The organism is Beijerinckia sp. 28-YEA-48 (genome assembly GCF_900104955.1).
Lineage (GTDB): Bacteria > Pseudomonadota > Alphaproteobacteria > Rhizobiales > Beijerinckiaceae > Terripilifer.
In genome coordinates, this window is record NZ_FNSI01000001.1 from 1,414,255 (window position 1) to 1,438,651 (window position 24,397).

A 24,397-nucleotide genomic window follows, 5' to 3' on the forward strand; every position below is an offset into this window, starting at 1 on the left:
CATGGCTCTGCGTCCGTTGCCGATCATCTGGAAGGCCCTTGATCTGCCGGACGCGGCGCTCGACCGTATCGCTTTCACGGGGCTCGCCAATCTTCCTTCTGCCTTTCCCGTCACGGAGCTAGCGGCGAGTTCCATCGGGGCGGCTTGCCTCGCTCTGTCGGAATTGATCGGCACAATCGGCGAGGCGCCGCGCGTCGCTGTGGATCGGCGCCTGTCCTCGCTTTGGTTTGGGATATCGATCCAGCCGGTCGAATGGCCCCTGCCCGCCATTTGGGATCCGCTGGCTGGCGATTATCTGGCCCGCGACGGCTGGATCAAATTGCACACCAATGCCCGGCATCACCGCGCCGCCGCGCTCAAAGTTCTCGACTGCGCCGGCGAACGCGGCGTCGTCGCGGAAGCCGTCAAAACCTGGTCGGCGAATGACCTTGAAGCCGCTGTGGTGGAGGCCGGGGGCGTCGCTGCGGTGCTGCGCTCCGGCGCTGATTGGGCGCGGCATCCGCAAGGCGCGGCCGTGGCCGCCGAACCGCTGATTGCTTTTGCTTCGGCGGACGTCGGCCAGCCGCGCTGGTCGCCCCGGCCCGCGCGTCCACTTGCGGGCCTCAAAGTCCTCGACCTCACCCGTATTCTCGCCGGGCCGATCTCGACGCGTTTCCTCGCCGGCTATGGCGCCGATGTGCTGCGTATCGATCCGCCCGATTGGGACGAGCCCGGCGTTATTCCAGAAGTGACGCTTGGCAAGAGATGCGCGCATCTCGATCTGCATGCGGATACCGACCGTCGCACCTTCGAACGGCTGTTGGCTCGCGCCGATGTTCTCGTTCACGGCTATCGGCCAGGCGCGCTCGACGGGCTCGGTTTTGGCGAGGCGCAGCGGCGCAAGATCAATCGCGATCTCATTGAAGTCTCGCTCGACGCCTATGGCTGGACCGGGCCGTGGAAGGGCCGGCGCGGCTATGACAGTCTCGTTCAGTTCAGCAGCGGCATTGCCGCCGCGGGCATGGCCTGGAAAGGAGGGGACCATCCGGTTTCCCTGCCCGTGCAAGCCCTCGACCATGCCACCGGCTATCTGCTGGCGGCGGCGGTGATCCGTCAGCTCATCGGGCGCCAGCAAGGCGGGAAACTGGCCTCGGCGCGGCTATCGCTCGCGCGCACGGCGGCGCTGTTGGTCAGCCTGCGCGAATTGGCGAGCGAACCGAACTGGACGGAGGGTGGCGTGGCAGACGTTGCGGCTGCCATAGAGACGACACCGTGGGGCGACGCGCGACGCTATCATCCGCCAGCCGACATCGTCGGCGCGCCGATGCGTTGGGAGCGCGGCGGGCAGCGGCTCGGCTCTTCCAAGCCGATGTGGTGAAGCCTGTGGCAGACTCGAAAGGCGGAGTTGTTCTTCTGCACGGACATGGCCGTACTGGTCGATCGATGGCTTCCATCGCCACCAGCCTGCAGCGGAGTGGCTATTCTACTTTCGCGCCGAGTTACCGAAGTCCAGGGCGATCGATGGCCCATATCGTCGAGCATCTGAGGCCGCAGATCAACCGGTTTGCAGGGGAGACGGGCGGCCCTCTGCATTTTGTGACCCACTCTCTTGGCGGCCTCGTCGCGCGGGCCTTGATCGCTTCGCATCGGCCCCAGAAATTGGCGCGCGTGGTGATGCTGGCGCCGCCCAATCGCGGCAGCGAGTTGGCTGATATTCTGTTTGGGCTCCGCCTCAATCGTCTGGTGCTCGGGCCAGTCGGTCCGCATTTGCGGACAGGGCGGACTCGGATCGACAAGGAGCTGCTGGGAGAGGTCGATTATGATCTCGGCATCATCGCCGGCGACCGTCCGCTCGATCCTGTCTTTCCCCGGCTTCTGCTGCCGCGCCCTAACGATGGCAAAGTGTCGGTGGCTTCGACACGCCTGCAAGGTATGCGTGATCATATCATCTTGCCCGTGTCCCATACATTGATGGTGTATGATCGCAGGGTTATCGCTCAGGTCCTGGCCTTTCTGGAAACTGGCGCTTTTAACCGATAGAACGCATGGCTTAAGCCTGTTGGTCAGGCGCCATCGTGTGGCGCCTGACCAGATCCGACTTTATTCAGCGTTGACCAAGGCGCGCATGCGCGCGCTGATCTTCGGTGACCGCTGCGCGGCCTTGTCGACGAAGGCCTGCAAGTCTTCGCCAGTCATCGGTTCGATCTCGACATTTTTGGCCTTGGTCGTGGCGATGAAGGCTGGATCCTTGACCATGGCGTCGAAAGCACGGCGTAGGATCTGCAGCCGGTCTTCCGGAATTTCGGCCGGCGCTGCCAGAGCCTGTCCAACATCGGCATAGTGGACGGAATAGGCGAGCAGCTCGCGATCCTCGGCGGTCTTGGCCAGGCTTTCGACCTTTGGCACGGTTTCGTAGCCGGTGAATTGGCGGCTGCCCATGGTGGCCAGCACTTTGATCTTGCCGTCGCGCAGCCAGTCGGCGTGCTGGGCGACCAGTCCCTCCCAGGCCACGGTCGTCGCATCGATTTCACCGCGCTCAAGCGCCAGATAGGTCGTGCCAGCACCGCCATAGCCGTTCACGATTTTGAATTTGGTGCCGTAGATATCGTTGACGAGAAGCGGATGGATCGACGTGAGTGCGCCGGCGCCAGACGAGCCGAGCGCCACCTGGCGCTTGCGGGCATCGTCGATGGTGTTGATGCCGGCTGCGTGCCAGGCGACGAAGGCGCGTGGCAGGTCAGCCGCCCGACCGATGTAGCGGAATTTAGCGGCCTTGAATTTGACCGCGTCTGGCTGCGTGTCTTCCGCCAGCAGGCCGGAGATTAGCATGGTGATCACCGTGCCGTCCTTTGGCGCAGCGTTGTAGACATAATTGGCGGCGACGATGCCCCCTGCCCCAATGCGATATTCGGTGGTGACGACGGGATTGCCGGGAATGTGGCGCTGTAAATGTTCGGCGATCAGCAGGCCGTAAAGCGAGGTCGAGCCGCCGGGCGCGGTCGGCAGGACGATTTTGACGGTTTTGCCCTTGTAGAAATTGTCGGCGGTTTGCGCTTGAGCGGCGGCTGTGAAGCTGGCGAGGACGCCAGCGCAGACGATTGTCAGCGCTCTAAGAGCCCGTGCGTGCAAGATCATGTCTCCTCCGTCCCTCAGCGTTCGGCCGGAAGACGTGAGAAGCGCTCTGCGGTTCTCGTTCCTCGGCCCTCCACCCACGTCCATGTTCTTCGTTGAGAGAGAACAATCGGACCAGGAAGCTTTAGCAGAAAAACCGCATTTCCCTCAAATCAATCGCGTCTGGTGGCGGCGGGCGCGGTCGGCGTTGGGATACCAGACGCTTTACGCCGATTTTACGCCTTCGCCGGCTTTCCAAATGGTGACTTTACGAGCGTAATCGTATCCCGACGCCTATCTTTGGACGGTCGTGGAGTACGATCCATGTTGGCGGATTTCCTGTTTCTCTTCGGTGGCCTCGTGTTCTTCGTGGTTGCCGCCCTGTCGGTCATCGCGGCCGACTACCTCTGAGGGTAACGACAATGCTCGATACCACGCTCGGCGTGCTGCTGGCCGCCGTTCTCCTGATCTATCTCCTGATCGCGCTGCTGCGTCCCGAACGCTTCTGAGGACATCATGACCCCTGATCTCATCCAGGCGGCGCTCTATGCGCTCGTGTTGGTCGCCTGCGCGGTGCCGTTGGGCGCCTATATGGCCAAGGTCGCTACTGGCGGCTTCAAAAGTCTCGCGCCGATCGAACGCGCGGTGCTCGGCGTTGCCGGTGTCAACGGCGATACGGGCCAGCGCTGGACGGCCTATGCCTTCTCTCTCCTGGCATTCAATGCGGTAGGCTTTTTGCTGCTCTACCTCATTCTGCGCTTTCAGAACTTCCTGCCGTTCAATCCGCAGGGGTTTGACGGCATGTCCGCGGACCTTGCTTTCAACACGGCGGTTTCCTTCGTCACCAATACGAACTGGCAGAGCTACGGCGGCGAGACGACGCTGTCGAACTTCAGCCAGATGGCCGGCCTGACGACGCAGAACTTCGTGTCCGCCTCGAGCGGCATGGCGGTGGCTGTCGCTGTGGCGCGTGGCCTCGCTAGCCGTCAGACACGCACGATCGGCAATTTCTGGCTCGATATGACGCGCATGACCCTCTTCGTCCTGCTGCCGTTGTCGATTATTTTCGCCTTCGTGCTGCTCTACACCGGCTCGCCGCAGACCTTGGCCAGTTCGGTCGATGCGACGACGCTTGAAGGCGGCAAGCAGACCATCGCGCTTGGCCCGGTGGCCTCGCAGATCGCCATCAAACAACTCGGCACCAACGGTGGTGGCTTCTTCAACGTCAACTCGGCGCATCCATTCGAGAACCCGACGGCGCTCTCCAATTTCCTGGAGATGCTGGCGATCCTCGTCATCCCCGTCGCCTTTTGCTTCACCTATGGCCGCTTGGTCGGTGACCGCCGCCAGGGGCGCGCGTTGTTCATCGCCATGGGCATCTTGCTGGTGGTTGGCTTTATCGGCCTCTACGGCGCCGAGCGCTGGGGCAATCCGCTTCATGCCGGCCTCATCGATACGGCCGCCGGCAATATGGAGGGCAAGGAGACCCGTTTCGGGATCATCGGCTCGGTGCTCTGGGCCGTTGTCACCACGGCGGCCTCGAACGGCTCGGTCAATGCCATGCATGACAGCCTGACGCCGCTTGGCGGGCTGATTGCCATGCTCAATATCCAGCTTGGCGAGATCATCTATGGCGGCGCCGGCGTCGGCCTCACGGGCATGCTGCTGTTCGTCGTGCTGACCGTCTTTATGGCTGGCTTGATGGTCGGTCGCACGCCGGAATATCTGGGCAAAAAGATTGAGGCGCGCGAGGTGAAACTGGCGGCGCTGACCCTGCTCGTCATGCCCGTCGGCATGCTCAGCTTCGCAGCGCTCGCCATCGCCACCGGGCATGCTCACTCGAGTGTGCAAGATGCCGGCCCACACGGCCTGTCGGAACTGCTCTACGCCTATTCGTCGGCCACGGGCAATAACGGCTCCGCCTTCGCTGGCTTCAACGCCAATGTGGTCTGGCACAATACGTTTCTCGGCCTGTCGATGCTGATCGGCCGGTTTGGCTATATCATTCCGATCCTGGCCATCGCCGGCTCACTGGCGCTGAAGAAAACGACGCCCGCCTCCGCCGGTACGTTTCCGACCCATGGCCCGATCTTCATCATCCTGCTGGTCGCCACGGTTCTGATTGTCGGCGCCCTCACCTTCCTGCCGGTCCTGGCGCTCGGCCCGATCGCCGAACACGTGTCCATGCTCGCTGGCCAGAAATTCTAAGAGGTTTCATCATGTCCAAACATGCTCCGGCCGAGATTGGGCTCTTTGCTCCAGAAATCATCTGGCCCGCCATTCTGAACAGCTTCAGAAAGCTGGATCCGCGCAGTCTCGTGCGCAATCCCGTGATCTTTTCCACGGCGCTCGTCTCCCTCATCGCGAGCATTCTCACGATCCGCGATGGCTTCAACGGCGGCGCGACTTTCTGGGTCGGCTTGCAGGTGTCCGTCTGGCTTTGGTTCACGGTTCTCTTCGCAAATTTCGCCGAAGCGGTGGCGGAGGGACGCGGCAAGGCGCGGGCGGATGCCTTTCGCGCCACCCGCTCCAATGCACGCGCCAAGGTTCTCATTAACCCGCCCAATCGTGAACTCTATGAGTTTCAGGATGCAGATCTGTTGGAGCCGGACACGGTCATCCTTGTCTCGGCTGGCGAGACCGTGCCGACCGACGGCGAGGTGATCGAGGGTATTGCCTCTGTGGACGAGAGCGCCATCACCGGCGAGAGCGCGCCCGTCATCCGTGAATCCGGCGGCGATCGTTCGTCGGTCACCGGGGGCACGCGGTTGATTTCCGATTGGCTGGTGGTGCGTGTCACCACCAAGCCCGGTGAAACCTTCCTTGATCGCATGATCGCGCTTGTCGAAGGGGCGAAACGACAGAAGACACCCAACGAGATCGCGCTGGATATTCTGCTCGCGGGCCTCACGCTGGTTTTCCTGTTTGTCGTCGCCACGCTGCCCTTCTTTGCCTCCTGGACGGGGACGCAGATCCCGATCGTCTATCTGATCGCTCTGTTCGTCACCCTGATCCCGACGACCATCGGCGGCTTGCTATCGGCCATCGGCATCGCCGGCATGGACCGCCTGGTGAAAGCCAATGTGATCGCCAAATCAGGCCGCGCGGTTGAAGCTGCCGGCGATATCGATGTGCTGCTGCTCGACAAGACCGGCACCATCACCTTCGGCAACCGCATGGCCGATGCGTTCGACCCGGTGCCGGGTGTCGAGGAACGCGACCTGGCGAGCGCGGCTTATCTGTCTTCGCTCGCCGACGACACGCCGGAAGGGAAGTCGATCGTCGATCTGGCTGCGCGTAAGTTCGGCTTGAATGCTTCAGGCGCGGATGCCAACTTTATCCCCTTCACGGCGCAAACCCGTATGTCGGGCGTCGATCTTGCCGATGGTACGATCATTCGTAAGGGCGCCGTCGATGCAATCTTGACGCTGACTGGCAACAAGGCCGATGCGGCGCTTGACGGCATCGTGCGGCGCATCGCCAGCACCGGCGGCACACCGCTTGTCGTTGCCAAAAATGGCCGCCTGCTCGGCGTCATCCATCTGAAGGACGTGGTGAAGCCGAATATCCGCGAGCGTTTCGCCGAGCTGCGCCGCATGGGCATCCGCACGGTGATGATCACCGGCGACAATGCCCTTACTGCGGCGGCCATCGCCGCCGAGGCGGGCGTCGACGATTTCTTGGCCGAGGCAACGCCGGAGAAAAAGCTCGAGCTCATCCGCCGTGAACAGGCCGAAGGACGGTTGGTCGCCATGTGCGGTGACGGCTCCAACGACGCGCCGGCTCTGGCCCAAGCCGATGTCGGCGTGGCGATGAATTCCGGTACGCCGGCCGCCAAGGAGGCTGGCAATCTGATCGACCTCGATTCCGACCCGACCAAATTGATCGAAATCGTGCTCGTCGGCAAACAGCTGCTGATTTCGCGCGGTGCGTTGACGACCTTCTCGATCGCCAATGACGTGGCCAAATACTTCGCCATCTTGCCGGCTTTGTTCGTAACGGCCTATCCGGGTCTCTCGGTGCTCGACATCATGCGCCTGGGCACACCGTCAAGCGCCATCCTGTCGGCGATCATTTTCAACGCGCTGGTTATCGTCGCGCTGATTCCGATTGCTCTGAAAGGGGTTTCCTACAAGCCGGCCTCGGCATCGTCGCTGCTGACGCGCAACCTGGTGATCTACGGCATCGGCGGCCTCATCGTACCCTTCATCGGCATCAAACTGATCGACCTCCTGGTCGACTTCCTGCATCTGGCCTGAGGAGACGAATATGTTCGCCTATCTTCGCCCTGCCCTTGCGCTGACGGTTCTGTTCACGATCCTGACCGGCCTCGCCTATCCACTGGCCTTCACTGGCATCGCCCAGGTGATCGCGCCGCAGGCGGCCAATGGCAGCCTGATCGTCAAGGACGGGCACGTCCTCGGTTCAGCGCTCATCGGCCAGGAGTTCAAGTCCGACCGTTATTTCCATGGTCGTCCGTCAGCCACGACCATGCCGGATCCGAATGATCCGACAAAGACCGTGGATGCGCCCTATAATGCGTCGGCCTCTACCGGCACCAACCTCGGCCCGACCTCGGAGGCGCTGTACAAGAGCATCTCTGAGCGGGCGGCGGCGCTTGGCCCAGGCCCGGCCCCGGCCGATCTCGTCACGTCGTCCGCCTCCGGCCTCGACCCGGACATTTCGCCGGCGGCGGCGTTTATCCAGGTCAATCGCGTCGCTGCGGCGCGCGGCATGGCCCCTGATAGTCTCCGCGCCCTGGTGGAAGCCCAGGTCCAAGGCCGGTTGTTCGGCATTCTCGGCGAACGGCGCGTCAATGTTCTGGCTTTGAATTTGGCCCTGGACCAGACTAAACCATGAGGTGTTATGGGAGAACCTGAAGCCGCACGCCCCGATCCCGACGCTCTTCTCCAGGAAGCGCGAAAGAGCGGGCGTGGCCGGCTAAAAATCTTTCTGGGCGCCTCCCCTGGGGTCGGCAAGACCTATGCGATGCTGGAGGAGGCGCGCGCGCGCCGGCGCGCCGGCATCGACGTCGCTGTGGCGCTGGTCGAGACGCACGGCCGCGAAGAGACGGCGGCTTTGCTCGCCGATCTCGAATATCTGCCACGGCGCTCCTTCGAATACCGTGGCCAGACACTTGAAGAACTCGACATCGATCAGCTGCTGGCCCGCAAGCCGCAGCTCGCCCTCATCGACGAATTCGCCCACACCAATACGCCGGGCTCTCGCCATCCCAAGCGTTGGCAGGACGTCATGGAGGTGCTGGATGCGGGCATCGACGTCACCACCACTCTCAACATCCAGCATATCGAAAGCCTCAACGATGTGGTGGCGCGCATCACTGGCGTGCGCGTCCAAGAGACCGTGCCGGACGAGGTTCTGTCGCGGGCCGACGATATCGAACTGATCGACCTGCCGCCCGAAGAGCTGATGAACCGCCTGCGGGCCGGCAAGATCTATATTCCGGCGCAGATTGGCCGGGCGCTCGACAATTTCTTCAACAAGGGCAATCTGACGGCCCTGCGCGAACTCGCTTTGCGCACGGCGGCGAGCCGCGTCGACGCCGAAATGATCAACTGGATGCGGTCGAATGCCGTGTCTGGCCCCTGGCCGGCGCAGGAACGCCTACTCGTCTGCATCAATGAAGCACCCGTCGCCAAAGCGCTGATCCGTGCCGCCAAGCGCATGGCGGACCGGGCGAAAATTCCCTGGATCGCCGCGACCGTCATCACCGCCCAACGCGAGGCGCTTGGCGCCGGCGCCCAGGAGCTGACCAGCGAGGCGCTGCGATTGGCCGAGGCGCTGGGCGGCGAGGCGGTGACCCTGCACGCGGAATCGAACGCGGCGGCCGAACTGCTGACCTTCGCACGTAAGCGCAATGTCACGCGACTTGTTGTCGGGCGGCCGCGCCGCAAAGGACTGAAAGGCTTTTTCCGCGAGGACGTTGCTGACAAACTCGTCGACAGTGCCGTCGATTTCGAAGTCACGGTGGTGGCTCAGCACGCCCGCGCCGCGCGGCGGCGGATCGATCTCACCGCCTCCGCCGGCTATCGCCATTGGACGCCGCCGGTGCGCGCCTTACTGGAAGCGGTGGCTGCGACCTCTGCCGCGACGGCGGTGGCTTGGCCGTTCTGGCCCCATCTACCGGTGGCGTCGCTCGCCGTCTTCTATCTGGTCGCCGTCCTGGTTGTCGCCTTCCGCAACGGTTTATGGGGCGCGGCGCTTGGCAGTGCCTTGGGTTTTCTGGCCTACAATTATTTCTTCACCACGCCCTATTACACGCTCGCCGTCGAACAGCATGAGGCCATCGTCGGCCTGCTGGTGTTCATGGTCTCCTCCGCTGTCACCGGCACCCTGGCGAGCCGGCTGAAGAAGCAGGTGGAAGGCATGCGCATCGCGCAGCGGCGCACCGAGACCTTGTTCGAGTTCGCTCGCAAGATCGCCAGGGCAACCCAGGCCGACGATGTGCTGTGGGCCGCGGCGGCGCATCTGGCGACCACGCTCAACTGCCGCTCGCTCATCATGATGCCCGATGCCGACGGCTTGTTGCAGCAGGTGCAGGGCCATCCCTCGATCGAGGAGGATCTCGATCCGCGCGTCGAAATGGCGGCCCGTTGGGCCTTCGAGAAGAATGAACCGGCGGGCGCTGGCACTGGCACTTTGCCGGCCAGCGAATGGCTGTTCGTGCCGCTCGCCACGGCGACCGCATCGCTCGGCGTCATCGGCGTCCTGTTTCGCGATCCACGCCGTTTCAACGATCCGGAGATGCGCCGGTTGCTGCTGGCGGTCGAAGATCAGATCGCGGTGGCGGTCGAGCGTTTCAACCTTGCCGCCGATGTGGAAGCGACTAAGGTGCGCGCCGAAGGGGAAAAGCTGCAGACGGCCCTGCTCAATTCGGTCAGCCACGACCTGCGCACGCCGCTCGTCTCGGTCATCGGGGCGCTGACCGCCATCAGCGACAGCAATGCGCCGCTCAGCGACGAGGACAAGCGCGTGCTCAACGCCGGCGCTCTCGACGAAGCGCGTCGTCTCGATCGCTACGTGCAGAACCTGCTCGACATGACCAAGCTCGGTTATGGCGCGCTACGACCCAAGAGCACGCCCGTCGATCTGCGCGAGATTGTCGGCCGGGCTCGCGGCGAATTGGCGCGTACCCTCACCCTGCATCCGCTGACGGTGGAAATGGCGGCGGATCTGCCGCGTGTCCATGTTGACCCGGTGCTGATCGGCCAGGCGCTGGTCAACGTGCTCGACAATGCCGCCAAGTTTTCGCCAGACGGCAGTCCAATTATCATCAGGGCACGGGAGGACAATGGTTTCGTGCGTCTCGACGTGATTGACCGAGGACCGGGCATTCCACTTGAGGACCGCGAAAAGGTGTTCGACATGTTTCATCGTTTGCGCCAGGAGGACGGGCAGCCGGCTGGCACCGGGCTCGGCCTCGCTATCGTGCGCGGCCTGGTTGAAGCCCATGGCGGCACCGTCGAGGCGCAGACGGGTGATGACGGCATCGGCACCACCATCCGCCTGCGGCTGCCGATCGCCAGCGCCCAGACCGTTCCGGAGGAAGCCCGATGACGGCGCCGCGTGTTCTGGTGATCGAGGATGATCCGGCGATTCGCCGCTTCCTCAAGATTGCCATCAGCAGTATCGGCTTTGTCATGGAGGAGGCTGATCGTGGCCGCGTCGGCCTTGAACGCGCCGCCACCTCGGCGCCCGATGTGGTGGTCGTTGACCTCGGCCTGCCCGACATGGATGGCAAGGCGGTGGTGACGGCGATCCGCGAATGGTCGAAAGTGCCGATCCTCGTCCTGTCCGTGCGTGACTCCGAGGGCGAAAAAATCGCCGCGCTCGATGCCGGCGCCGACGATTATGTGACCAAACCCTTCGCCACCGGCGAATTGCTGGCGCGGCTGCGGGCGCTTTTGCGCTCGCGCCGACCGGTCGAGACCGAGCGTTCAGTCATCACGTCGGGGACGCTGACGATCGATCTCGCCAACCGGCTTGTGCTGGTCGATGGGGTTGAGGCGAAGCTGACGCGCAAACAATTCGATGTGCTGGCGCTGCTCGCCCGGCACCACGGCCGGCTGGTGACGCATAGGCAGCTCCTCACCACGGTCTGGGGACCGGCACATGTGGAAGACGCGCATTATCTGCGCGTTGCCGTCGGCCAGATACGCGAACGCATCGGCGACGATGCCGCCGATCCGCAGTTCATCATGACCGAGCCTGGCGTCGGCTATCGCCTGCACGCGCCGGCCGACCAACAGGCGTGATCAATCCACTTTCACGCCGGATTCCCGCACGATCTTGAACCAGCCCAAATATTCCGCTTCGGCGGCCTCGCGGACTTTCTCTGGCTTCATCTCTGGGTCCGGCAGGTCGGAATCGAAACTGTCGATCCGGGTGGTGAATTCTGGATCCTTGATCGCCATCGCGTAAGCCTGGTTCAGGCGATCCAGAATGGCCTTGGGCGTGCCAGCGGGCGCGGCGAGATAGAGGGTCGATGCCTTGTCGGCCAATTGCGGCACGCCCAATTCGGCGATCGATGGCACTTGCGGCAACTGCTTGATCCGGCCGGGCGCGATGACGGCGAGCGGCGTCACCTTGCCGGCACGCGTCAGCGGCAGCGATCCCACCGGCGTGTCGATCATCCAGAGGATCTGATTATTGGCCAATTCCTGCAGCGCCGGCGCGCCGCCTTTATAGGCGGCATGGCGCAGGTCCAGGTTCAAGGCGCGGACGATTTCGGCGCTCCACAGATGTGAGGGCGTGCCAGGGCCAGCCGAGCCATAGGAATATCGCCCTGGTTCCTTCCTGACCTTTTCGACGAGATCGGCGAACGAGGTGACGCCGGACTGGGTGGATGTGGTCATAACGCCCGGTGTCGAAGCGATGAGCGAGATGTAACTGAGTTTGGGCAACTCAGCTTCGCTCGTTTTGGACCGCAGCGCTTCGAAGATCGCGAGCGACGAGACGCCGGAGACAAGCAGCATATAGCCATCGGGCGGCGCGCGAACGACGCTCTCGGCGCCCACAGTGCCGCCAGCACCTGGCCGGTTGAGCACCGGCATGGTCTGGCCGAGCAGCACGCCAAGTTTAGCGGTGACGACCCTGGCGAAGGAGTCGACATAGCCACCGGCTGGAAACGGCACCACGACATTGACCGGTTTGTTTGGGTAAGTCTGTCCCACAGCCTGGCCGTGAAGACCGCCCAGAGTGACAGTCGCGAGAATAAACGCCATTTGGCGTGCGGACATCCGTGTCATGCTTCCCTCCCCGAGATGATTGGCCGATCGCTATCCCTGCAAGGGCACGATTTTTCCGTGGCCGCTTTCGTAGCGGGCCAGCATGCGCACGTAATAAGGCCAGAACCGCTCCAAGGTGGCGCGGCTCGCCAGCTTCTCTTCCTTCATTTTGACTTCGTCTTCCGGCGGCAAAATAATGGGATAGCCGGTGGCGGCGAGGGTGATCTGCTGCCGGCAGGCCTTTTCGAGCGTGATGCCAAGCGTGCCGGCGACCCCCATGGATTCGCCGCAGAAGACCACGCCATGATTGTTCATGAGCACTGCTTTGCGTGAACTAAGAACCTTGGCGAGGTCGCGGCCAAGGGCCTGAGTGTCAATCAGATAGGACGTACCGCGATAGCGCGGCAGGTCATGGCCGAAATAGCAGCCCTCGTGACCAAGCCCGACAAGCAGCTCTTCGGTGGCCGCGAACAGGCAGCCATAGAAGGGGTGGGTGTGACCAACGACATCGATCTCCGGTCGCGCGATCATGATCTCCGTATGGATGGGCCATTCCATATGGACGGTGCCCTCTCCATACAGTTTGTGGCCCGCGAAATCGATCAAAGTGAAATCGTCGGGTCCTTCGATCTCGGCCAGGCCGACGCCGGCGCGCTTGAGCCAGAGCCCTCTGCCCTGCGGATCGCGCAGCGACAGATGGCCGAGGTTCTTGTCCTCGTGGCCATAGAGAGCCAGAACGCGGCAGCCGACAGCGATTTCGTTCAGTTGCGTCGCGATGCGATCGTCGATCATGGGTGCTCCCCTTCTCTTCAAGCCGGTTGCGCGACCGCGCCGAGCGCCGGCATGACGTGGCTGGCGAATAGATCGATCGAGCGCGACGACTCTTCAAACGACATGTCACCGAAGACGAACTGGCCAGTGAGATAGTTAATCCCCGCCTTGTCGATCTTGGTTCGCAGGAATTGCTTCACGGTATCTGGCGAGCCGGCGATGCCGCGTCCCAGTTTCTGCAGGCCGGCGAAGTTATCGGCGCGTTCGCCAAGCATGGGCGAGCGCCCGTGCAGGCGATAGAGATAGTTGAAGCTGTGGAACCACTTTCGATAGCATCTGTCGGCGATGTCCATGGCTTCCGCGTCGCTGTCCGCGACCACGATGAAGAGCGACAGGCCAGCCAGCATATCGCGGGACGGTTCTTCGCCGTGGAGGTTGCGCCATGTCTCGCGATAGCGGTCGACGCGCGAGCGCATTTCCTCCGGCTCGAGAATGCAGACCATGTTCATTTTATATTTGGCGGCGAAATCGGCGTTCTCGAATGATTGAACGCCCATCCACAGCGGTGGATAAGGCCGCTGCGCCGGTTCGAGTTCGATCGGCACATTGTCGGCTTGGCGATATTGTCCCTGATAATTGACCTGCTTCTGGGTGAGAGCTGCCAGCAGGATGTCGAGGGTTTCCTGATAGACCTGCCGTGACGTTTCCTTGTCGGAGGCCTCGCCATAGTAATGGCTCTCGATCGGCGAAATGCCCCGGCCAAGCCCGACTTGCAGTCGGCCGCGGCTGAGGTGATCGAGCATGCAGATTTCCTCGGCCAATCGCAGCGGGTGATAGAGCGGCAGCGTGTAAACGAGGCTGCCGATACGCAGGTTTTTCGTGCGCTGAATGACGGATGCGAGATAGACACTGGGTGAGGCAGCAAGGCCCAGCGGTGTGAAGTGATGCTCGGCCACGTGATAGCCGTGGAAGCCCGACTGGTCATAGAGTTCGGTCATCCGCAGGCGTTGTTCATAGAACTCATGCAGCGGCAGGTCGCTGCGATCGACATGATCAAAAATGCCAAACTTCACGTTCCGCTCCCACCTGTTGCTCTCAAGATAAGGTGGAGGATAGGAGGGAAACTGGAGTGGGCAATTGTGAATTTGAAAATGTCCGACCAGCGGACATCGCGACGGCTATGGGATTGTTATATCCGACGTTTTTCCGCGGCCAGTCGTGAGATGGTTCGCGCCGTTGCCTGCAAAGGGCGCAGATAACGCTCAAGCGCGACTGCGGTCGTCATCGCCGCGGCAATATAGGTGATGCCTATCGAAGCCACGGCTCCGCCTCCGACCATGATCGGCACGGCGATGGTGGCGTTGGTGTCGAAGATGTCGGGATAGGCGATGCCGGAAAAGACGTTGCGGTGGCGCGTGGCGAAGCCGCGTGTCTTGGTGGCCGACAAGATGCGGGCGATGCGCGTTTTGTTGCGTGCCAGATCGCCATCCAGCGACGGCCCTTGTTCACGATAGAAGCGCAAAGTGAGATCGCGCTCGGGCTTGGGACAATGGGCCAGATAGGCAATGCCGAGCGCGGTTCTGAGTACAGGCAACACCACGCCGACGTTGCCATAGTCGATAACGAAGGGGCTGTGGCGCCGCGTCGACAGGATCAATTGCATGGTGAAGTTCTGGCAGATGGCCATCTCAGTCGGCCAGACCACCTTGCGCTGCAGCTTTTCCAGTTCGAGACCAGCGATTTCGCCGATCCATTGCTCGTCCTTGAAACCTTCGCTCAAGGCGCGCACGAGGTTCGTCAGCTGATAGCGGCCACTTTCTGGATGGCGGGCGACATAGCCTTCAGCGACAAGGGTTTCGAGAATGCGATAGAGCGCTTGGCGCGATATTTCGGTCATCGCGCTCAAGCGCAATACCGTGGTGTCGTTCTCGACATTCAGAGCGCGCAGCACCGCCAGAGCACGCAGCGTCCCTCTTCCGTTATCGCGCAAGAGCCCTCCTCCCTCGCCGAACGAACAGCCTCACATATCGAACGTCAGGGTCATGCCGTCCCAAGCCGGTTCGACGCCGGCCGGAATTTCGCTCTTCAACCGCTCGAAATCGAGATCGGTGTTGAGATTGGTGAGAATGGCGCGGCGCGGCTTCATGCGGGCGATCCAGTCCAGCGCCTGGCTGAGGCTGAAATGGCTCGGATGCGGGCGGTATTGCAGCGCGTCGATGATCCAGACGTCGAGGTTTTCGAGATAAGGCAGGCTCACGTCGGGGATGCCGACCACGTCGGGCGTATAGGCGATGTCGCCGAAGCGGAAGCCGAGCGCGTCGATGTCACCGTGATCGAGGCGGAACGGGATGCCAGCCACCGGGCCACCTGCCCCGTCGATGACGCAGGCGCGGCCATCCTCGATCGGCTGAAAGTCGAGCAGCGGCGGGTATTGGCTGCCAGGCGGCGTCTGGAAAATATAGTCGAAGCGCAGCAGCACCGCTTCGGCTGTCGGCGCGTCCATATGGATGTTGATACGATGACGCATCTTCAGGATCAGCGGCCGCACGTCGTCGATGCCGTGGATATGATCGGCATGGGCGTGGGTGATGAGCACGCCGTCGAGATGCTGCACATCGGCGCTGAGCAATTGCTCGCGCAGATCCGGCGAGGTGTCGACCAGCACGCGCGTGGTGCCTTCGTCGCTCGTTCGCTCGACCAGGATCGAGCAGCGCCGCCGCCGGTTACGCGGATTGGCGGAATCGCAATTGCCCCAGCCGATGCCAACGCGCGGCACGCCGCCGGACGAGCCGCAGCCGAGAATGGTGATCTGCGCCGAGGGCGCGCTCGCGGTCATGCAGCGACCGGCGCCGCTTCGAGCGGCGGCATTTTAGAGAACAGGCGCAGGACGTTCTGTGTCGTCTGCTGGGCGATCTCGTCGAAGGACACGCCTTTGACCTCAGCCAGCACCCGCGCGGTATCGGCCACCCAGGCCGGCTGGTTGCGCTTGCCGCGATGCGGCACCGGCGCCAGATAAGGCGCGTCGGTCTCGACCAGAAGCCGGTCGAGCGGCACATCCTTGGCGATGGCGCGTAGTTCTTCCGAGGTTTTGAAGGTCAGAACGCCGGAGAAGGAGACATAAAGACCGAGTTCGAGCCCGGCCTCAGCCAAAGAGCGCGATGAGGTGAAGCAATGCAACAGCGCCTTGAAGGCGCCTTTGCTCATTTCGTCGCGCAGGATCGCCGCGACATCGTCGTCGGCATCGCGCGCGTGGATGACGAGTGGCAGGCCGGTGCGCCGCGCCGCGTCGATATGAGTGCGGAACACGGCGGCGGCGACATCGCGCGGGCTTTTGTCATAGTGATAGTCGAGGCCCGCTTCGCCGATGCCGATACATTTCGGATGGCAGGCGAGATCGACGATCTCCTGCACCGTCGTGTTCGGCTCCTCATGAGCATGGTGCGGATGAGTGCCGACGGTGAACCAAACGTTGTCATGCCCCTCGGCGATGGCGCGATAGGTATCGTGCCGGGCCAACGAGGTCGCGATGGTGATCATGCGCGCGACATCGGCCTCGCGCGCCCGCTGCATCGTGCCGGCCATATCCTGCGCGAAGTCGGGAAAATCGAGATGGCAGTGGCTGTCGATGAGCAAGGTTTTATGCGGGCGTAGCGCCCGCCTCCGTTTCTACATAACGCGGGAAGATAGGCACGGGCGCCGGCAGTGCGACGCCGCCTGTGAGAGCATGGTCCTTGCCGATGTGACGCAGCATGCGGGCGTCCGGCGCGGCCGCCAGGCTGTCGAGCAGCTTGCCGGCGGCGGTCGGAATGACCGGCTGGGCGGCGATGGCGATATTGCGCAACACCTCGGCCGTCACCCACAGGATGGTGCCCATGCGTTCTGGATTGTCCTTGCGCCGCGCCCAAGGTTCTTCGCCGGCGAAATAGCGGTTGGCGTCGGCGACGACCTTCCAGATTTCGGCCAAGGCCGTGTGCAGGGCGAACTCCTTCATCGCTTCGCTGGTGCGCTCGGCGAGTGCCCAGGCGGCGGCGAGGATGATCTCGTCATTGGCGGTCAGTGCGCCCGGCACCGGCGCCTTGCCGTCGCAGTTCTTCGTCACCATCGACAGCGAGCGCTGCGCCAGATTGCCGAGGTCGTTGGCAAGATCCGCGTTGATGCGGTTGACCAGCGCCTCGTGCGAATAATTGCCATCCTGTCCGAACGGCACTTCGCGCAGGAAGAAATAGCGCATCTGGTCGACGCCGTAGTGCTCCGCCATCGTAAGTGGATCGACCACGTTGCCAACCGACTTCGACATTTTCTCGCCGCGGTTGAACAGAAAACCGTGCACGACAATCTGTTTTGGCAGCGCGATTTCAGCCGACATCAGAAAGGCCGGCCAGTAGATGGCGTGGAAGCGCGTGATGTCCTTGCCGATCACATGAGCGTCGGCCGGCCAATAATGCCAATGCGGCGCGCTGGCGATGGGATAGCCGCAGGCGGTGAGATAGTTGGTCAGCGCATCGACCCACACATACATGACATGCTTGTCGTCGCCGGGCACCGGCACGCCCCAATCGAACGTGGTGCGGCTGATCGACAGGTCCTGCAGGCCGCGCTTCACGAAGGAGACGATTTCGTTGCGGTATTTCTCCGGCACGATGAAATCGGGATGGGCTTCGTAATGGGCGAGCAGCCGGTCGGCATAGGCCGACAGCTTGAAGAAATAGCTCTCCTCCTCCACCCATTCGACCGGCGTGCCGTTGGGCGAGAACTTCTGGCCCTCGGAGTTGGATGTGATTTCGCCTTCGTCGAAATAGGCTTCCTCACGCACCGAATACCAGCCGGCATATTTCGACAGGTAGATGTCGCCCTTCTTCTGCATCGCTTCCCAGATAGCGCGCGAGGCGAGATAGTGGCGCGGCTCGGTGGTGCGGATGACGTGATCGGCGCGGGCGTTCAGCAGCGTGCCCATGTGATCGAATTGGGCGGCCGTGCGGTCGGCGAGCTCTTGCGGCTTCAACCCTTCCCGCGTCGCCGTCTGCTGCATCTTCAGGCCATGCTCGTCCATGCCGGTGACGAAGAACACGTCTTCGCCGGCGATGCGGTGGAACCGCGCGATCGCGTCGGTCGCTATCCGCTCATAGGCATGGCCAATATGCGGCTTGCCATTGGCATAGGGGATGGCGGTGGTAATGCAGAATTTCGCCGTCATTGTCGTTTCACAAACTCATTTCGCGAGTCACGTCCGCGCGGCCTGAACAGCCGTGGACAGATCGGTAAAGGCGTTCAAGATGAAGGTCCGGCGGTCGAGGTTCAGGGCCTGCGTCTCGCGCGCCGAGAGGGCGATCTTGTCCCATACCTCCGCCAGCGGCGCAAGGCGGCCGCCCTCGGACGCACCTTGCCGCACGCGTGCGTCGATCCAGTCGAAAATCGCCGAGATCATCGCCTCGAATTCCTCCGTCGCCTCGCGCCCGGTCAGCTTGTCGGCAAGCCCGTGCACGCGCCGCCAGTCGACAATGGGCAGGTGACCGAGCAGCCCATCGACGGCCTCGATCAGGGTCAGGCTGTCGCCGGACAGGAGCCGCAGGGTGTCGCGCACCGAGCCGCCGCTGCGCCGCGCCGCTTCAGCCAGACGGCGCTGGTCGGTTTCGGCGAAGGGGGGACCGAGCGTGCCGACGGTCTCAACAATGGCCTCGGGCTTGAGTTCGCCCAGATTGAGCTTGCGGGTGCGCGAGCGGATCGTCGTCAGCACCTGCGCCGGCCGGTGGGACACAATGAGGAAGAGCGAACGTGGCGGCGGCTCCTCGATCAGTTTCAGGAGTGCGTTGGCGGACGAGCCGTTGAGATCCTCGGCGCTGTCGACGATGGCGATGCGCCAGCCGCCCTCACCTGAGGCGTGGTGAAACAGTTCGATGACGCGACGCACGTCGTCGACGCGGATTTCGGTGTAGTGGCGTTTGCCCTTGGGATCATAAGAGCGGCGCAGCACCATGACGTCGCTGTGGGATTGCGACATTACGCGGCGCAGAGCTGGGTTTTCGGGATCAACCGACAAATCGGTGGCGCGCGTTACCGCCGGCAGGCTGGGATCGCCGTGGGCCAGCAGGAATTTGGTGAAGCGCCAGGCCAGCGTCGCCTTGCCGATCCCTTCCTTGCCGCCGATCAGCCAGGCGGATGGCAGGCGGCCGCTGCGATAGGCCGAGAGCAATTCCTGCTCCGCCTCGTCGTGGCCAAAGAGCTGCATGGCGTCGCGCGGATGTGGCGCATGGTGGAACCGGTCGCTCTCGGGCGCCGCCTCGCCATCACTGGCGCGGGTGGTCGGGCGGCGGCTCATGAGGGGATCCTTGAGATGCTTTTAGCCTTGGTCTTCTTGGCCGCGACGGGATCGGCGGGCAACAGCCGTGCTTTGACGAGACGCGGTTTGACCGCCTCCCAGATGGTCGCCTCCACCTGATCAGGCGGGCGCGTCGCATCGATCACGACACAGCGCTTCGGCTCCGCTGCGGCGATATCGAGGAAACATTGGCGTAAGGCAATGTGAAACGCCTCGTTTTCGCCCTCGAACCGGTCGACGGCGGCGTTGGCGCGGCGCGCAGTGGCGCGGGCGAGGCCCACGTGTGCGGGGACATCGAGGATGAGAGTCAGGTCCGGCCGGGTCTCGCCGACGGTGATGCGCTCGAGGCCTTCGATGAAACCAGGGTCGAGATTGCCGAGTGCGCCCTGATAGGCCCGGGTCGAATCTGCGAAGCGGTCACAGACCACGATGTCGCCGCGCGTCAGCGCCGGCCGGATGGTGTGGTCGAGATGATCGATCCGGGCAGCCGAGAACAGCACCGCTTCGGCCGCCGGGCCAAGCGGCGCCGCGGCGCCTGACAGAATGACATGGCGGATTTCTTCGGCCTTGGGCGAGCCGCCAGGTTCGCGCGTGGCGATGGCGGCGAGATCGAGGCTCTGGAGATGCGCCAGCAGCCGCTTGACCTGGGTCGACTTGCCGCCACCCTCGCCGCCCTCAAAGGTGATGAAAAGGCCTCGGCGCGGCGTCTGCCGTTTCAGGACCCTGGTGGTTTTGGCCATCAGCTCTTGAACACATATTTGCGAATGAGACCGGAGAACCATTCGAGCCCGGCGTCAAGCGCCTGCTGGCGCAACGTGCCCTTCTCGATGGTTTCGGCTGCTTTCAACGGCGTGTCGAGGGCCAACACCTGCCCGCGGTAGATTCTCAGCCGCGCCACCTCATCGCCCTGTTTGACCGGCGGGATCAAGGGGCCGGTGTAGACAATCCGACCGCTCAGCCGCTCGTTTGAGCCGCGCGGCACCATCACCCGAACCGGCAGGTCGGAGACGAGGTCAACACTGCCCTGGTTGCCGCCATAGACCTTGGCGGCTCCGACGATCTCGCCGGCGTTATAGACGCTTTTATGGTCGAACCCGCGCATGCCCCAGTTGAGTAATTTACGCGCCTCTTCAGCACGTTCGCGGGCTGTCTTCACACCATTGATGACCAGGACCAGGCGCTGGCCATTCTCGACGGTCGAGCCGACGAGGCCAAAGCCGGAGTCGTCGATATTGCCGGTCTTCAGGCCATCGGCGCCAATGTTCATGGCGAGCAGTGGATTGCGGTTGGTCTGGCGTATTTTGTTCCAGGTGAATTCGGTCTCGCCGAAATATTTGTAATAGTCCGGATAGGTCTTGATGACGTAGAGCGACAGCCGGGCGAGATCGCGCGCCGTCACCTTCTGCTCCGGATCGAACCGCCCCCAGGCGTTCTTGAAGGTGGAATCGCGCAGTCCGAGCTCGCGCGCCCGCTTGGTCATCAGCAAGGCGAAGGTTTCCTCACTGCCGGCGATGCCCTCGGCGAGCGCGATGGCCGCGTCGTTGCCGGACTGGACGATCAGGCCGCGTAGCAGATCCTCGATCCGCACGTGACTGTTGACCGGGGCGAACATGCTGGACCCGCCTGAGGGCGCGCCGCCGCGCCGCCAGGCGTTCTCGGAAACGACGAATGTCTCGTCGAGCGTGTGACGCCCCTCCTTCAGCTCCTTGAACACCAGTTCGGCGGTCATGATCTTGACCATCGATGCCGGCGACATGAGCTGGTCGGCGTTTTTCTCAAACAGCACACTCTGGGTGTCCGCATCCATCAGGATGGCCCAGGTGGCTGAAGTGGTGATGGTTTGCGCGACAGCCACGGCCGGCGCCACCAGCAAGGCGGCCGCGAGCAGCGGCGCGGTTAGGCGCGCGCGCAGGCTAAGGGCAAAACAGACGGTCAGGGCGGACATGGGTCGGGCCATCCAAGGCAGTGGGCGGACTTATGAATCCGCCCGGACTCCTACCGGAATGTGCCCCTTCAAGCCTTGAAAATCAACGACCCGAGACGACTTCGCGGCGGATCAGTGACTGCAGGCCCTGGGTGTCGACGCCATCAAACGGGTGTCGCTTGATCAAGGTCGAAGTGACCTTCGAGGGCTGCGCGTAAAAGGAGGCGCTGGCGCTCTGGAGCCGCTTGGTGGCGATGATCGGCACGTCGGCGCCAGGAATGGTGCCGAGATCGAAGGGGCGCGAGGGCGGGAGTGGCGTGGTCGTCGGCAAGGCTGCGGAACGTTCCGCGGGGGCTTCGGACCGAGGCGACGGCCCGGCGACGGCCATGGCACGGGGTATTTCCACGGGAGCCGGCGCTGGCGCGCGCGGCGGCGGTGCGTAGGCCACGGGCTCGGGAGCTTCGTTTTGGGCCAACATGGTGGTCGGCGCCATGGTGGGCATGCCGGGCAGGCTCGCGGGACGTCCATCCTCGGTGAGCGTCGCCATCAGCTGCTGGTCATCCGAACCGCCGAGACCGGCTGGACCAAGATAATCGACTTTTACTTGGCCAGTGCCGGCACGGCGGAAATCGAGGGCGTCGGCCACCCGTTTCGAGACGTCCATGACGCGGCCGGCATGGAAAGGGCCGCGATCGTTGACGCGCACGATGATGGAACGACCGTTGCGCGTATTGGTGACGCGGGCATAGCTCGGCAGCGGCATCGTCGGATGAGCGGCCGAAACCGAACTCATATCATAGACTTCGCCGTTGGCGGTTTTACGCCCGTGGAAAGCATCACCATACCAGGAGGCCATGCCCGATTGGCTTTGGCCGGGTGCCATTTCGCGCGGCACATAGCGTCGGCCGGCGATCGTATAGGAGCGGCCAACTAGGTACTGGCCGCCGCCTCGTGGCACGGCCTCACCGTCGGCGACCACGCGCTGGCTGGCGCGGCCATAGCGACCTTCCGGGAAATATTCCTTGGTGGCGCTGCGGCGAACGCCGCCGCCTGAGGGTTGCTGCGCACAGCCGGCGATGGTCGCGGCGACGAGGAGCAAGCCAATGCCGGTCAGACAACGCCCGGCGAAATTGCGACCGGGGACGCTGGGACGTACGAAAAAATTTCGCACAAAAATATCTTGGCCGCTGGCGCGGTGTTCATCTGTCATCGGGCAGTACGCATCACTCGAAAGCCACAGCGGGCGTGCAAACCAAATCGAAGCGAGTCCGGATAGTCCCGATAGCCATGGTAACGCTATCGCCCAGATGGTTCAAATACACCCTACTGGGTTTATTGCCTGTTGAGGTTACAGAAGATTTAAATCGCAATGCTCCGACTTCCCCTGTCCCTCAACGCGCGCAAAGCAAATCGCGGTATCAGCCTGTATATTCCCTGAATGTCCGGCGAAATAGGACAGAATTACGGCCCTGGGGCCGGAAACGACCTCCGTAATCAATGATTTGGATGAAAATATAGCATCAATTCCTTGATATATATAATCTTAATCATGTTGTTATTTGGTGTGATTTCCTGCCTTGGCCGCCATTGTCTTGGACATGAAAAGTCCATTTGTCGCCGGCAAATCACCTTGCCAGATCATGGTTGAGTCCCTTTGGGCCGTCATCAAACGCTATTTTCCTGTCTGCGGCTCGCCTCGCCTGCCCGCAATCCGATGGCTGATCCTTACAATGACGTGGCACGATCTATATAAATCCGGTAGCAGAACCACAGCTATCTAGCCGCCTTGTCGATCAAGACGCCGGAATTTTAACCGGGGCTTGCGAATAATTGCAGAGTTGAGGGCGAGGGCTTTCCGGGCAAAATGGATTCAACCACCGCTTTCGTCATTGTCTCGGTGATGATGCTCGCCAATGGCAGCGTCCTCGGCTTGCTGCATCGCGACTTGCCGGTGAACTTGCGGCCGGCGGCGTTGAGCTGGCAGGCCGGCACCCTGCTGGTTGCCGCGGGCTGCGTGGTCTTTGCCTTTGAAGGGCATATGTCCCTGCCGGTGACGGTGACCTTTTCCAACGGGGCATTCCTGCTTGGCCTGACGGCTTATGTGTGGGCCCTGGAGCGGTTCTACGGACAGCGCCCCACTCTTCTTCACCTCATCCCGGCATTTATCGGGACCTTCTGCGTCTTCTGGTTCTCGACTTTTCATCCAAACACCAAGATCCGCATCATTATCGTCGCGATAGCCTGGGTGTGGCTCATGGGGGCCGCCGTCAGAACTTTGCTGGCGCATCCGGATTCGGCGCTCAGCCGGAGAATGCTGACTTTCATTCTCATCGCCGCCATCGTGTTCACGGCGGCGCGGGTGCTCTTTTATATATTCCTGCCCATGCCGCCGGATTTCAAAATCACTGACAATTCGAGCTGGATGAACCTGGCGACGCCTTTGTTCATGACGATCCTGCCCGTCGTCGGGGCGACCGCTTTCGTTTTGATGTGTTCGGACCAGATCCGCCGGAAATGGGAGCATGCCGCGTCCACAGACTATCTGACCGGCCTGGCCAACCGACGGACTTTGACGGAAACCGGAACCGGACAATTCAGGCTCGCCGCGGAGCGCAGCGCCAGACTTGCAGTGGCGGTTCTCGACATCGATGCGTTCAAAGCGATCAACGATACCTATGGTCATGAATTCGGCGATCAGGCGCTCATCCACGTGGCCGGCAGGCTGCAAGCTGGAACCCGCAAGATGGATCTGGTCGCCCGCTCCGGCGGCGAGGAGTTCGTGGTTTTGCTGAACGATCTCGACCAGCGCGAGGCGGAAGCAGCGGCCGAGCGTCTGCGCCTATCGGTGGAAGCGGATCCCTTCCGCATGGGCACGACGACCGTTCCGATCACCGTGTCGGTCGGTGTCGCTATCCATCAGACCGGAGACGGAAGTTTCGCGGATATCATGCGTCGCGCCGACAAGGCGCTGTATCGCGCCAAATCGGAAGGCCGAAACCGGGTCGAACTGGCGGCCTGAATGGCCCCTGGATAGCGGCGTACCGCCCC

Annotated in this window: 20 protein-coding genes; 8 read left to right on the plus strand and 12 right to left on the minus strand. The window is 62.7% G+C overall.

Going from position 1 to position 24,397, the window contains the following annotated elements; all coding sequences use genetic code 11:
• The first annotated feature begins 1 nt into the window (after window position 1).
• Window positions 2–1,357, plus strand: coding sequence for a CoA transferase (locus BLW50_RS06595; RefSeq protein ID WP_090699226.1), 1,356 nt, complete (start codon window positions 2–4; stop codon window positions 1,355–1,357).
• Between the two features lie 5 nt (window positions 1,358–1,362).
• Complete coding sequence (locus BLW50_RS06600; RefSeq protein WP_170850020.1) at window positions 1,363–2,019, plus strand: alpha/beta fold hydrolase; 657 nt, start codon at window positions 1,363–1,365, stop codon at window positions 2,017–2,019.
• A 60-nt stretch (window positions 2,020–2,079) separates the two neighbouring features.
• Here BLW50_RS06600 and BLW50_RS06605 read toward each other — a convergent pair whose 3' ends face one another.
• Window positions 2,080–3,114 (minus strand): Bug family tripartite tricarboxylate transporter substrate binding protein, encoded by a 1,035-nt coding sequence (locus BLW50_RS06605; protein WP_170850021.1) that lies wholly within the window; start codon window positions 3,112–3,114, stop codon window positions 2,080–2,082.
• Between the two features lie 492 nt (window positions 3,115–3,606).
• Between BLW50_RS06605 and kdpA the strand changes: the two genes are divergently transcribed.
• Genes kdpA through BLW50_RS06635 form a run of 5 tightly spaced genes read left to right on the plus strand, consistent with a single transcriptional unit; the run spans window position 3,607 to window position 11,366 of the window.
• Window positions 3,607–5,298, plus strand: a complete 1,692-nt coding sequence (gene kdpA, locus BLW50_RS06615; RefSeq protein WP_090699237.1) for a potassium-transporting ATPase subunit KdpA — start codon at window positions 3,607–3,609, stop codon at window positions 5,296–5,298.
• 11 nt (window positions 5,299–5,309) lie between these two features.
• Window positions 5,310–7,349, plus strand: coding sequence for a potassium-transporting ATPase subunit KdpB (gene kdpB, locus BLW50_RS06620; RefSeq protein WP_090699241.1), 2,040 nt, complete (start codon window positions 5,310–5,312; stop codon window positions 7,347–7,349).
• A gap of 10 nt (window positions 7,350–7,359) precedes the next feature.
• On the plus strand, window positions 7,360–7,950 hold the full coding sequence (gene kdpC / locus BLW50_RS06625) for a potassium-transporting ATPase subunit KdpC (RefSeq protein ID WP_090699245.1): 591 nt from the start codon (window positions 7,360–7,362) through the stop codon (window positions 7,948–7,950).
• A gap of 6 nt (window positions 7,951–7,956) precedes the next feature.
• Complete coding sequence (locus tag BLW50_RS06630) at window positions 7,957–10,668, plus strand: sensor histidine kinase (RefSeq protein WP_090699249.1); 2,712 nt, start codon at window positions 7,957–7,959, stop codon at window positions 10,666–10,668.
• Window positions 10,665–11,366, plus strand: coding sequence for a response regulator (locus BLW50_RS06635; RefSeq protein ID WP_090699253.1), 702 nt, complete (start codon window positions 10,665–10,667; stop codon window positions 11,364–11,366). The genes BLW50_RS06630 and BLW50_RS06635 overlap by 4 nt, the downstream gene beginning before the upstream one ends.
• Here the strand turns inward: BLW50_RS06635 and BLW50_RS06640 are convergent, their stop codons facing one another.
• From BLW50_RS06640 to BLW50_RS06690, 11 genes are all read right to left on the minus strand, one after another.
• Window positions 11,367–12,359, minus strand: a complete 993-nt coding sequence (locus BLW50_RS06640) for a Bug family tripartite tricarboxylate transporter substrate binding protein (protein WP_090699257.1) — start codon at window positions 12,357–12,359, stop codon at window positions 11,367–11,369.
• Window positions 12,360–12,389: 30 nt separating this feature from the next.
• Entirely contained in the window at window positions 12,390–13,130 is a 741-nt protein-coding gene (locus BLW50_RS06645) for a class II aldolase/adducin family protein (RefSeq protein WP_090699261.1), read from the minus strand.
• 17 nt (window positions 13,131–13,147) lie between these two features.
• Window positions 13,148–14,182, minus strand: coding sequence for an LLM class flavin-dependent oxidoreductase (locus BLW50_RS06650; protein ID WP_170850022.1), 1,035 nt, complete (start codon window positions 14,180–14,182; stop codon window positions 13,148–13,150).
• A gap of 116 nt (window positions 14,183–14,298) precedes the next feature.
• Window positions 14,299–15,099 (minus strand): helix-turn-helix domain-containing protein, encoded by an 801-nt coding sequence (locus BLW50_RS06655; RefSeq protein WP_090699267.1) that lies wholly within the window; start codon window positions 15,097–15,099, stop codon window positions 14,299–14,301.
• A 30-nt stretch (window positions 15,100–15,129) separates the two neighbouring features.
• Complete coding sequence (locus BLW50_RS06660) at window positions 15,130–15,945, minus strand: MBL fold metallo-hydrolase (RefSeq protein WP_090699273.1); 816 nt, start codon at window positions 15,943–15,945, stop codon at window positions 15,130–15,132.
• Window positions 15,942–16,742: a TatD family hydrolase gene (locus BLW50_RS06665; protein WP_090699276.1), complete on the minus strand. Its 801-nt coding sequence runs from the start codon at window positions 16,740–16,742 to the stop codon at window positions 15,942–15,944. The genes BLW50_RS06660 and BLW50_RS06665 overlap by 4 nt, the downstream gene beginning before the upstream one ends.
• 4 nt (window positions 16,743–16,746) lie before the next feature.
• A complete protein-coding gene (gene metG / locus BLW50_RS06670) occupies window positions 16,747–18,303 on the minus strand; it encodes a methionine--tRNA ligase (RefSeq protein ID WP_090699277.1) in 1,557 nt (518 codons plus the stop codon).
• 27 nt (window positions 18,304–18,330) lie between these two features.
• Window positions 18,331–19,425: a DNA polymerase III subunit delta' gene (locus tag BLW50_RS06675; protein WP_090699281.1), complete on the minus strand. Its 1,095-nt coding sequence runs from the start codon at window positions 19,423–19,425 to the stop codon at window positions 18,331–18,333.
• A complete protein-coding gene (gene tmk / locus BLW50_RS06680; RefSeq protein ID WP_170850023.1) occupies window positions 19,422–20,165 on the minus strand; it encodes a dTMP kinase in 744 nt (247 codons plus the stop codon). The genes BLW50_RS06675 and tmk overlap by 4 nt, the downstream gene beginning before the upstream one ends.
• Window positions 20,165–21,370 carry a D-alanyl-D-alanine carboxypeptidase family protein gene (locus BLW50_RS06685; RefSeq protein WP_090699288.1) on the minus strand — a complete coding sequence of 402 codons (1,206 nt, stop codon included), beginning with the start codon at window positions 21,368–21,370 and terminating at the stop codon, window positions 20,165–20,167. The genes tmk and BLW50_RS06685 overlap by 1 nt, the downstream gene beginning before the upstream one ends.
• A gap of 82 nt (window positions 21,371–21,452) precedes the next feature.
• Entirely contained in the window at window positions 21,453–22,520 is a 1,068-nt protein-coding gene (locus BLW50_RS06690) for a septal ring lytic transglycosylase RlpA family protein (protein WP_244544149.1), read from the minus strand.
• A gap of 693 nt (window positions 22,521–23,213) precedes the next feature.
• On the opposite strand from BLW50_RS06690, the gene BLW50_RS06695 reads away from it, so the two are divergent.
• On the plus strand, window positions 23,214–24,368 hold the full coding sequence (locus tag BLW50_RS06695) for a GGDEF domain-containing protein (RefSeq protein ID WP_090699293.1): 1,155 nt from the start codon (window positions 23,214–23,216) through the stop codon (window positions 24,366–24,368).
• The last annotated feature ends 29 nt before the right edge of the window (window positions 24,369–24,397 follow it).